This window comes from Oceanobacillus profundus, from assembly GCF_003515705.1.
Lineage (GTDB): Bacteria > Bacillota > Bacilli > Bacillales > Amphibacillaceae > Oceanobacillus > Oceanobacillus profundus.
In genome coordinates this window covers 544019-556349 of sequence record NZ_QWEH01000001.1, presented here as the reverse complement: position 1 = coordinate 556349, position 12331 = coordinate 544019, and the positions used below count along the sequence as shown (strand labels likewise).

Sequence of the window (12331 nt, the reverse complement as noted above, 5' to 3'; positions counted from 1 at the left end):
ATTTATGATATGATAATTATTAAAATCATCAGTAAAAAATGGAGGCGTAACCCATTAAAAAAATACTAACATATGGAACTTTCGATTTGATTCATGCTGGTCATATCAATTTACTACGCCGCGCAAAGGATCTAGGGGATTATTTAGTTGTAGGAATTTCTACAGATGAATTTAATAAAGTAAAAAATAAACAGGCTTATCATACTTTTGACAATCGGAAAATGATTTTAGAATCGATTCGTTTCGTTGATAAGGTTATTCCAGAGTATTCATGGGATCAAAAAATCGATGATGTGAAACGTTATCATATTGATATTTTTGTAATGGGAGATGACTGGAAAGGACAGTTTGATTTTTTACAGGAATATTGTGAGGTTGTATATTTCCCAAGAACTGAAGGTATCTCAACATCAGAGATTAAAAGAAATATGAATAACAACCAATAGAAATATAAGAAATAATGTATCCTTTTCAGATGTTGAACGTCTAATACATATGGAAACTATTTATCCTTCACATTGTAATTAAAATTTAATTTACGAATTGCTACTTTCATAGTAAAATAAATTGTAGTATGTTTTTGGATGAGTAGTTAATAGAATTGTTATTTAAGGAGAAAACATAATGAGTAATAATCGAATTACCCAGACTCGAATCGTTAAAAGACATAAACGAAAAATACGTAAAAAAGTTTATTTTATCTTGCTACCAATTTTAATTGCCTTTCTTAGTGTACTAGGCTATGGTACTTATTTGTATATAAAAGCGGATACCGTAATGTCAGACTCCTATGTAGAGACAGAAAGAGAAAAATCCCCATTAAGGGATGCACTTGTTGATCCAAATATTGATAATGTTTCGGTGCTAATCATGGGTATCGACTCAAATGATCATCGGGGGAATGCTGACAGTGCAAGAACAGATGCTTTAATGCTTGCCACTTTCAATAAAGATGAAAAGAGCGTTAATCTTCTAAGTATCCCGCGTGATTCATTAGTTTACATTCCAGAAGTTGGTTATGAGGATAAAATCAATCATGCACATTATTTCGGCGGAACTACTGGTGCGATTGAAACGGTTGAAAACTTACTCGATATTCCTGTCGATTATTATGTAAAAGTTAACTTCCATGCATTTGTAGATGTTGTCGATGCTTTAGGCGGGATATCCGTAGACGTGCCATACGAATTCAAAGAATCCGATTCAATGGATAAGCGTGATTCAATTCACCTCATGCCGGGTGTTCAAGACGTTGGTGGAGAAGAAGCACTTGCACTTGCAAGAACAAGAAAGCTCGATAATGACATTGAGCGTGGTAAGAGACAACAGGAAATTATGAAAGCAGTAATCAATAAAGCAACGTCACTTAATTCTATTTTAAATTATGATGATTTGTTAGAAGCTGTTGGCGATAATATGACGACAAATATGACGTTTAGCGATATGAAAACATTTATTACGTACGGTACAAAAGGAAAGAACATCGAGATTAATACTTTATCATTAGAAGGATACGATTATCAGCCTGCAAATAAATATTATTGGGCACTTGATCAACCATCTTTAGAGGAAACAAAAGCTTTATTACAGGATCATCTAGAAATTAATTCATCCGTTGTAAATAATCAAGATTCAACGATTGAAAGTACTTCAGAGTCCTATTAAAAAAGAAGCATCTAATCTAGTGTTAGTAGATTAGATGCTTCTTTTATTTCATTCTGTTAGGCTTTCGCAGTTTTGTAAGCTGACGAATCCCCCGTAGTATTGGTTGGCGATTATGAATGGTTATCCCAGCTATTTCAGAAAACAGCTGGAATCCTATTACTATACATGCCAATACAGCTAATGATGATAATAGTGTCGCACTATTAAAGATTACAGCCATGATTCCAAAGAATACGCTAAAACCATAGATGATTAGAACGGAAGCACGATGTGAATACCCTCTTTTCATCAACTGATAATGGATATGTTTATTATCTGGTTTAGCAATTCCCTGATGATTCATCATCCTTCTTATAATAGCCAGCAATGTATCAAAGACCGGAATGGCAATAACAATTATCGGTATGATAAAACTAAAGAACGCTACATTTTTAAATAACCCAAGCATCGATACAACTGCGATCGAATACCCAAGAAACAATGCTCCTGTGTCCCCCATAAAAATCTTAGACGGATGGAAGTTGAAGAAAAGAAAACCTAAAGAGCTTCCAATCAAAATAACACATAAAGCCACTACGATAAATCTGAAATCTGTTACAGCCATTATGAGTATGCTGATTAAAGCAATTATAGAAACCCCAGCAGCCAGTCCATCTAAACCATCAATTAAGTTAATCGCATTAGAGGCTGCCAAAATCCAAAAGATCGTCAAAGCAATTCCGACATATTCATTTAAAAACACAGTTCCAGTAAATGGCAAGGTCACCTTATCAATAATTAATCCAGATGAGACAACTACTACAGCAGCTGCAATCTGACCACATAATTTATAGGCCGCTCTTATTTCAAACATGTCATCAATTATTCCTGTTATCAGCATAATAAACGCACCAAGTATAATTGCATTCATCTCTGGGCTTGCAGGCTGTAAATACCAAAAACCTGCGGCTGTACCGATAAAAATACCAAGCCCACCCATACTCGGTTTAGGACCTTTATGCATTTTACGATTATTGTCTGGCTTATCAACGATATTAAATTTAAAGGATAGTTTTATAATTAAAGGTGTTACAAGTAATGCTGTCCCGCAGGAAATTAGAAATGCTATAAGCAATTCGCTTATGTTCCACATAAGTGTGCACCTACTTAGTAGTTTGATATATTCTTATTTATTTTAACATAAAATATTAAAAAGAGCTCTTCTAGTATTGAAAAAGTAATTTGCTAGACTCTATTCGAGTCTAGCATTTGGTCACTCAACAAATGAGAGATTCAGCTATAAGAAAGCTTAAAAACTAAACCAAAAACCGGGCAAGGGAATGAGTTCGGTTGCGAGCGATACATGGTTCCGTACAGTTACTCATTTTTTTTTGACAACAAAAGGATACCATCGTCATGTTCCAAGTTGATTTTGTTCACGGTTCCTTAAATTATAGCTATGAAACTCTGCCGTACGATATCCGCGTGCCTTTTTTTAGCGGCCTGAACTAAGCTGTTTACTTCTTCAAGCAGCCTATTTGGTCATGTTGGTTTTGAACCATCTTAGAATACCGTCTTTGTGGTTATTAAGCGATTGTATCAGCTTGATCATTAGTTTTTCCAGTTAGGAGCGAATAGCTCAGCCATACCATTCGTCAAAATACATTTCAGAGATTATTGGTGATCTACGAAACATCTCATGTAGAGACAGTTTCATATGGTATGCACGGCCATTTGCCAAATCCATATTCTTTAATTCGGCACATTTCTTCTTTTGTTTCACGATAAGGTTTTCCTAGTTTTTTAACCATATGTATCGTGAGTGCTTTAATTCGGGCTGTGTAGCCTGTTCTTGGCACCGAACTTTGTCCAAAGCGTCATTGACTAGTTTTACTCTAGGCATTCTTGCGTGTAGTGTCGTCAAATATTGCCAAAAGTCAAGGTGTCTCCATGTACGGTCCTGATCCTGAATATCGTGTACCTTACATCCTGGAGATCCGCAATTAGAGCATGAAAATTCTGCCCCTTTTCTATATTCGATATAAATGTGTAAAGGTTTTTCTTCTTTATCTGATTCATGATGAAAAACATACCATGGTTCAGGTATTTCTAAAGCAGATCGAAACACATTATATTTTTCTTGGAAATTTACGTAAAGGAGCAATAAGATCCTAGGTATATTAATAGTTTTTACCTAGTAGTGACAGCTATATGAGTTTTTAAACTAAAAACTCAACGGCGAAAAAGCAAAAAATTTACATATATAGTTTTAATAAGAGATCTATAATTATAAGTAATCTATAAAATGGTTTCTCGTACAAACATGAAATGATAGCCCAATTATGAATAACAGAAATGTAACAATCACAACTGGAAGGTCCTTAAAAAAGTTCCAGTTTACGAAAAAACACTCTCAAACCATATTTACGGATTCAATCTAAACAACTTGTTATAAAAGCCTTGCAATTGAAGCAGCTATGATTCATTTTGGAACATCTAATAGAATAAGTGATTATTTATCACAATACTGATGGTTGAGTTTAATAGTATTTATAAACATCAAGTACCACCGCATAAAAAGAAGATGTTATCAAGCTAGTTATAGACCATCGTGGACGCACGCAAAAAAAAGCATCTAATCTATTATTGATGAGATTAGATACTTTCTTATTTCAAATTATTTATATTCCGGAATATCCAAATAAAAAGTGTTAATCCCTATTTCTTGATATAAATTATACATAATTCTTGTCTGCTTCGACGCCCAGCCAACATCGGTTGCATATTGATGACTCGCTTTATTATTCAGTGCCATCGCTGCTGGATTCCAACGCATTTTGTATAATGTATTCTGTCCCGCTTTTACATAATTATTGCCTATGAATCCGGCTCCGCCAATTATTGCTTCTCTTGGAGAGAACCATCCCTCTTCATATGCACGAATTGCTCCGTTTCGAAGAGCTACTCCATCATTAGCCCCTATACCAAACATATTGTATGTGGTTTTAATATCTGTTAAGTTTTTTCTGTTACTAGATGTGACAAGGACTAGTTTACCATTTTTATCCTTACCAACTTCCACACCATTAGCTAATTCAGATTGTCCATGGCCCGTTTCCAATAGCGCATGGGATAGCAAGTAAATATCGTTTACACCATGCAGAAGACTAGCTTCAATGAAAGTTTGTCCATGTCCTCTAAGAATGCCTTTGCCTCGAAGGTAGTCATTCAGCAATGTAGCTGAGGCACCGCTTACTCTTGCAAGATTAAGGAATTGAAACCTCTGTTGAGCGTCATCCAAGAAGTTTGTTGGATCCAGGTAGTACAGAACATCTTCTTTACTAGCATTAACAAATTCTGAACTTCTAAATTCAATTCGATACCAGCCATTTACTTCTTCTAATATCTTTACACTCGTTCCGCCGCTAAGCTGTCCTATTACCTTATAAGCAGTCCCGGCACCTGTTCTTACATTTAAAACATCTGCAGTGACCTTATTATTTTCGATATATGCTTTAGAAACATACGCATAATGCTTGTCTGTTTGAGGTGGCGGATTTGTCAATTGAAGCTGGAGTTGTACTGCTTGGTTAAGTGATATGTCATAACTTGTGTAATCAATTCCATTAATTGCACTAGCTATTCTGGATAACGTAACCTCTTCAGCTATTCCACTGACAGGAAGACCAAAATGTTCTTGAAATGATCTTACAGCCTCTTCCGTCTTGCTGCCAAAAAATGTGGTTGGATTCCAATTTCCAAAGCCTAGTTCAATTAAGTCTTCTTGAAGAACACGGATTTCATTACTAGTATTTCCATATTGATATGGGCTAGTTAGAACTTCCTCCAGTTTCTCCTGGGTTCTCGTGTCAAAAATTCCATTTACATTTAAGCTAAAATATTTTTGAAAGTCTTTGACCGCATTCTCAGTTGTAGGTCCATAATAAGTCGTGGGGCTCCAACTTCCGAAACCTAGACGTATTAAATTCTGTTGAAGTTCTTTCACCGCTTCAGAACGCATTTCTTTTTGCAATGAATTTTTAACTTCAGACTTTAATCTTGCTTGTGTTTTTGTATCTAGTACTCCAGTAACTTTTAGGCCTGGGTAGTACTCTTGGAATGCTTGAACTGCTCTCTCAGTCGTAGGCCCAAATCGGACGGTCGGATCCCAATTTCCAAAACCTAACGTAATTAAATGATGTTGGAGTTCTAGGATTTTTGTATTCCGATCATCGTAAAAGTAGGACTGCTGTAATTCCAACTCTAGCTTTTTCTCTGTACTTTCGTCTACAACACCGGTATCCGGCAGCCCGTGATACACTTGAAATTCTCTAGTTGCATTTGTCGTCTGTGTACAGAAACAATCTGTAGCATTTGTCCATGTCGCAAAGCCTAAACGCATCAGTTTTTCCTGATAGGTTTTGACATCTGGTCTCTTTAAACCTGGGCCTAAAGGTAACTTCCCAACTTCCTCTAGCTTCTCCTTCGTTCTCTTGTTATAGACTCCATTTACGTTTAAATCATAATATTTCTGGAAGTCTTTAACTGCACGTTCCGTTGTAGAACCATAGTAGGTTGTTGGGTTCCAGTTTCCAAATCCTAGACGGATTAACTCCTGTTGAAGTTCTTTAACGGCATCTGAACGCATACCCTTTTGTAGTAACCCCTCTGTTTCAAGTCTTAATTTTGCTTGCGTTTTTGAGTCAAGCACTCCAGTAACTTTCAAGCCAGAGTAGGTATTCTGAAATGCAATAACTGCTTTTTCGGTGGTTGGTCCAAATCGGACGGTCGGATCCCAGTTTCCAAAACCTAGCATGATTAAATGATATTGTAGTTCTACAATCTCTGAATCTCTATCACCGTAAAAATAAGATACTTGTAATTCAGACTCTAGCTTTCTCTCCGTATTTTTATCGAAAGTTCCGTTCACAGACAGTCCATGATACTCCTGGAAGTCCATGAGTGCACCTTCTGTCGTGGAGCCAAAATAGGTTGTTGGATTCCAATTTCCGAATCCTAAACGAATTAAATTCTCTTGAAGTTCTTTCACTTCATCAGAACGCAAACCTTTTTTCAGTACTTCTGTTTCCTGTTTCAGTTTTGCTTGTGTCTTCGTATCAAGCACTCCAGTAACTTTTAAATCGGAGTAAGTTTCTTGAAATGCTAGAACAGCACTCTCTGTGGTCGGACCGAATCGGACGGTCGGATTCCAATTTCCATAACCTAACATGATTAAATGGTTTTGAAGTTCTAAAATTTCTGAACTCCTATTACCGTAAAAGTAGGTATTCTGTAATTCAGACTCTAGCTTTTCCTGCGTATTGGTATCATAGGTTCCATTTACATTTAAACCATGATAGCTTTGGAAGTCTTCAACCGCATCTTCAGTTGTAGAACCGAAATAGGTAGTTGTTTTCCAATTTCCAAACCCTAGACGTATTAAATTTTCTTGAAGTTCCTTAACTGCATCGGAACGCATACCTCTTTGTAGTGTGTCTTCCGTTTCTGCCATTAACACAAAATCTGCAGTTGCTCTTGCTTCTTGTACAGCTGCTCCTGAAGTTTCTACTGATTCTTCCTGCTCATCTAATTCGGGAGTTTCTACTGGTTCTTCCTGTTCCTCCGGCTTTGTTTCTCCCACGTCTGTTTGCTCTGCCTTCTCTGTTTCTAATTTAATTTTAGCTTGAGTTTTTGTATCAAGTACCCCAGTAACTTTTAAATCAGAATGGTACTCCTGAAATGCAAGAACTGCTTCCTCTGTGGAAGATTCAAATTCATCAGAAGGGACCCACTCTCCAAACCCTAAGCTCATTAGATCTTGTTGGATTTCTACAATTTCTGCATCCCGGTCACCATAAAAGTAGGATTCTTGTAATTCGGACTCTAATCTCTTCGCTGTATCCTCATCTACAATTCCAGTAGCTGGTAATCTATGATACTCTTGAAATAGCTCTATAGCAGTTTGTAAATCTTCTTCAAGAACATCGTCTAGATTACCATGATAGAACCCTAGCTTATGTAATTCGTCTTTTAATATTAATACATCTTCTAGTGCTTTAGCTGGTTCATTCGTAGACTCAGCATTCATAGCTCCAACTGGAATTAATAAAAACAATAGAAAAGACAGCACTACACTTGCATATTTCCCCATTTTCCATCTCCTTATTTTATTATTTCTTTCACATTAATATTATCGGCCGTCGACTACTTGGTTTCAAGGAAAAATATGAAAAATTATCATCGCCTTTGAAAAGTCTATTCTTTTAGTCAAAATACTTAGCAAACAAACAGCCGTATCACCTTTGAAGGGATACGGCTAAATTTATACTATTTACTTTCGTTTTAAACCATATGAACGTGCTATGGCATCAGCAGTATATTGTGCAAGTGATGTTCGGTAACTAGCACTTTTTAATAGATGGTTTTCTGCAATATTATCTATAAACATATATTCTAATAATATGGACGGCATGTTAGTTTCCCTTAATACATGGAAATTAGCTCTTTGTATTCCCCTATCACTCACATTAATTCTATTAATTAAGTAATTGTGAATATCTCTTTGTCTTTGTTTTGTTTCATTCGATACACTTCCATTGTAAATAAACGTTTCAAACCCTCTTGCACTTCCGTTGAAGGCATTAGTATGGAAACTCACGAAGTAGTCTGCACCCCATTCGTTTGCCATATCCGTTCTTTCATTCAATGGAATGAATCTATCATTGGTTCTGGATAATTTCACTTCTATTCCCCGATAGTTATTCGTTAATATAGCTCTCGTTTTTAATGCTATATCAAGCACAACTGTCTTTTCTTGAAGACCATATGCAGATCCCCCTGGATCCGAACCACCGTGTCCTGGGTCTAGAAATATTTTTACTACCTTATTTTTGACTGCCTTTTCGATTTCTCTTAACGTAATTTCATCTGCTATACCACTGACAGGCAGGCCATGTTGTTTTTGAAATGATTTTACTGCCCCTTCAGTTATAGTTCCAAAAAAATTCGTTGGATTCCAATTGCCAAAGCCGAGATTAATTAATTGTTCTTGAAGAACACGAATGTTGCTGCTAGTTTTACCGTATTGATAAGGACTGTTTAAAACTCCCTCTAGCTTTTCTTCTGTTATAGTATCATAGATTCCATTTACATTTAAACTGTAATGCTTTTGGAATCGTTCTACGGCACCTTCAGTCGTAGATCCATAATAATTAGTTGGATTCCAACTTCCAAATCCTAAACGTATTAAATTCTCTTGCAGTTCTTTAACTGCATTTGAACGGACGCCTTTGTGTAAAACATTTTCTGTTTCAAACTTTATTCTTTCTTGCGTTTTTGTATCAAGTACTCCAGTAACCTTTAAACCGGAATAGTACTTTTGAAATGCTATCACTGCTCTCTCAGTCGTAGGTCCAAATCGAACAGTTGGATTCCAACTTCCGAACCCTAAAGCAATTAGACGGTTTTGAAGCTCAACGATTTCCGCATCCCGATCATCGTAAAAATAGGAATCTCGTAACTCGGACTCTAGCTTTTTCTCTGTATTTTCATCTACAATTCCAGTAACCGGCAGACCATGATATTTCTGAAATTCTTTAGTCGCTTTTTCCGTTTTTGCGCAAAAGCACTCTGTCGCATTTGTCCAGGTAGCAAAGCCCAGCTGCATCAATGTTTCCTGATAATTTTTAACATCCGGCCTCTTTAGACCCGGACCTAAAGGCAAACTTCCAATTTCCTCTAATCTGTCTTGCGTTATCCTATTGAAGATTCCATTTACGTTTAAGCCATAATATTTTTGAAATGCTTTAACAGCCTTTTCGGTTGTAGAACCAAAGTAAGTTGTTGGGTTCCAATTTCCAAAACCTAAACGAATCAACTCCTGTTGAAGTTCTTTCACCGCATCTGAACGTACACCTTTATGTAGTAAGTCTTCTGTTTCTTGCTTCAATTTTGCTTGTGTTTTTGTGTCTATTACACCGGTGACTTTTAAGTCTGCGTAATACTCTTGAAACGTTAGGATTGCTCTTTCAGTAGTTGGCCCAAACCGAACGGTCGGATCCCAATTTCCAAAGCCCAGCATGATTAAACGATTTTGAATTTCGATGATTTCATTGTCTCTATCACCGTAAAAATAGGAGTCTTGTAATTCGGACTCTAGTTTGTTCTCTGTGGCTTCATCGAAAGTACCGGTCACAGACAGTACGTGATACTCCTGGAAGTCCTTGAGTGCACTTTCTGTGGTGGAGCCAAAATAGGTTGTAGGATTCCAGTTTCCAAATCCTAGACGAATTAAATTCTCTTGGAGTTCTTTTACTTCATCAGAGCGCAAACCCTTTTTCAGTACTTCTGTTTCCAGTTTCAATTTAGCCTGTGTTTTTGTGTCAAGCACTCCAGTAACTTTTAAGTCGGAGTAAGATTCTTGAAATGCGAGAACAGCATTTTCTGTGGTCGGACCGAATCGGACGGTCGGATTCCAATTTCCATAACCTAACATGATTAAACGGTCTTGGAGGTCTAAGATTTCTGTACTCCTGTTACCGTAAAAGTAGGTATTCAATAATTCGAACTCTAGCTTTTCCTGCGTATTAGTATCATAGATTCCATTTACAGTTAAACCATGATAGCTTTGGAAGTCTTTAACTGCACCTTCAGTTGTTGATCCGAAATAGGTAGTTGTATCCCAATCTCCGAACCCTAGACGCACTAAGTTTTCTTGAAGTTCCTTAACTGCCTGGGAACGCATACCTCTCTGTAGTGTGTTTTCCGGTTCTGCCATTAACTCAGAAGCTGCAGTTGCTCTTGTTTCTTCTACAGCTGCTCCTGAAGTTTCTTCCTGTTTTTTGGAATCTTTATTTGCAGTTGTTTCTTCTGCTGATTCTACCGAGTCTGCAGCTGATTCACCCTCTACTTCAGGTTCTGATGGCGCTGCAGCCTCTTTTATTTTTTCAATTTCTAACTTAATTTTTAATTGTGTTTTTGTATCGAGTACCCCAGTCACTATTAAATCTGTATGGTCCTCTTGAAATGCGAGAACGGCTCCCTCTGTGGAAAGTTCAAATTCAGTAGACGGTTCCCACTCTCCATAACCTAACGTAATTAGAGTTTGTTGAAGTTCTAAAATTTCTGGATCACTATCACCGAAAAAGTAAGATTCCTGTAATTCGGACTCAATCTTCATCTCTGTTTCCTCATCTACCATTCCGGAATTCGATAACCCGTGATACAATTGAAACTCTTTGATTGCAGATTGCAGTTCTCCCCCAGAAGCATCGTCTATATTTACATGATAGAACCCAAGCTTATGCAACGCTTCCTTTCCCACTAATGCATTCTCTTGAGTTCCCGCCGGCTCATTCGAAGTTTCGGCATTTATACCTTCAACTGGAATGGCAAGAAACAAAAGAAGCAATGCTGCTGCATGTATATACTTTTTCATTTTCCGACTCCCTAATACTGTCTTTGTCTTTATTATTTTGTTTGATTACTCATCGCTAATTTTATCAAATGCTCTACTAAGGTGTCATAATCATATCCAAATTCTTTGGCCGAATCTGGAAGGAGACTTGTTGGAGTCATACCTGGCAAGGTATTTACTTCCAGTAAGAAAGCACCTCTAGTTTCATCAACAATAAAGTCAACTCTAGAATAGTCCTTACAACCAATTAAACGATAGGCACGTACAGCATAATCTTTCATTTCTTGTTCCAGCGTTTCACTTATTTCTGCAGGACAAACGTGAAGACTTCCGCCTTTTGAATATTTAGATTCATAATCATAATACTCATTCTTCGGGATAATTTCTATGACTGGGAGCGCCACAGTTTCCCCATCTTTCTCAATAACAGAAACAGTAAACTCTCTGCCTTTGAGGTAATCTTCTACTAAGATTTCATTATCATAACGAAGTGCAGTACCAATTGCCTCTTCCAATTCCGATGAATGCTTTACCAGCGAAAAGCCAAAGCTCGAGCCTTCTCTATTTGGTTTGACAATCAAAGGGAAAGTAAAATCATGAACGATACCACTTATCTTTTCAGTGATATTATCATCATTTGAGATTTTTATACTTTTCGCGGTAGGTATACCAACCGTACTCACCACTTGTTTTGTAAGAAACTTATTCATAGCCAAACTTGAAGCTGATAAATCTGATCCTACATATGGTTTATTCAATAAGTGAATGAGTGCCTGGAGTTTTCCATCCTCTCCGTCCTTACCATGGAGTGCTATATAGATAACATCCGTCTTATTTATTTCATCTACTAATCCTAGAATCCGCTCTCTGCTATAATCAAACAGCTCCGTGTTATATCCTTTTCTCTTTAAAGCGTCATGTACACCTTGTCCTGTCTTTAAAGATACTTCTCGCTCACTTGATTCTCCACCATATATAACTAATACTTTCATACGTCTAACCTACCTCTTGTAATTTAATAAACTTCAAATTTATTACCTGCTTGTTGTATACCACATGACTTTTTTCGGTAATTACTACAATGAATGTTTGGTGATCATCACTAATTTAGTGGTGAATCCCTCTGGTACCGCCTGTTTAGCGATATAATGAGGGCATGAGGCTTTCAACCCTCAATTTTATTGCTAACTGGAACACTTCTATACAATGGATGAACTGCGATAAAAAGAAGCTTGATTATAAAGAGCTGTGTGTTGGAAAAATGCTGCAAAC

Annotated in this window: 7 protein-coding genes; 2 read left to right on the top strand and 5 right to left on the bottom strand. The window is 36.9% G+C overall.

Translation table 11 applies throughout. From position 1 onward, the window contains the following. Positions 1–53 precede the first annotated feature (53 nt). Both tagD and D1B32_RS02515 read left to right on the top strand, forming a co-directional pair. Positions 54–446, top strand: coding sequence for a glycerol-3-phosphate cytidylyltransferase (gene tagD, locus D1B32_RS02520; protein ID WP_095307956.1), 393 nt, complete (start codon positions 54–56; stop codon positions 444–446). A gap of 178 nt (positions 447–624) precedes the next feature. Next, on the top strand, positions 625–1665 hold the full coding sequence (locus D1B32_RS02515) for an LCP family protein (RefSeq protein ID WP_118888540.1): 1041 nt from the start codon (positions 625–627) through the stop codon (positions 1663–1665). 43 nt (positions 1666–1708) lie between these two features. Here the strand turns inward: D1B32_RS02515 and D1B32_RS02510 are convergent, their stop codons facing one another. The 5 genes from D1B32_RS02510 to D1B32_RS02490 form a co-directional block, all read right to left on the bottom strand. After that, on the bottom strand, positions 1709–2797 hold the full coding sequence (locus D1B32_RS02510) for a glycosyltransferase family 4 protein (RefSeq protein ID WP_118888539.1): 1089 nt from the start codon (positions 2795–2797) through the stop codon (positions 1709–1711). Between the two features lie 642 nt (positions 2798–3439). Next, positions 3440–3772 carry a transposase family protein gene (locus D1B32_RS24555; protein ID WP_158586187.1) on the bottom strand — a complete coding sequence of 111 codons (333 nt, stop codon included), beginning with the start codon at positions 3770–3772 and terminating at the stop codon, positions 3440–3442. 549 nt (positions 3773–4321) lie between these two features. Further along, on the bottom strand, positions 4322–7795 hold the full coding sequence (locus D1B32_RS02500) for a peptidoglycan-binding protein (protein ID WP_118888537.1): 3474 nt from the start codon (positions 7793–7795) through the stop codon (positions 4322–4324). Between the two features lie 180 nt (positions 7796–7975). After that, positions 7976–11080, bottom strand: coding sequence for a peptidoglycan-binding protein (locus D1B32_RS02495; protein ID WP_118888536.1), 3105 nt, complete (start codon positions 11078–11080; stop codon positions 7976–7978). Between the two features lie 32 nt (positions 11081–11112). After that, positions 11113–12051, bottom strand: coding sequence for a D-alanine--D-alanine ligase family protein (locus D1B32_RS02490; RefSeq protein ID WP_118888535.1), 939 nt, complete (start codon positions 12049–12051; stop codon positions 11113–11115). Between the last annotated feature and the right edge of the window lie 280 nt (positions 12052–12331).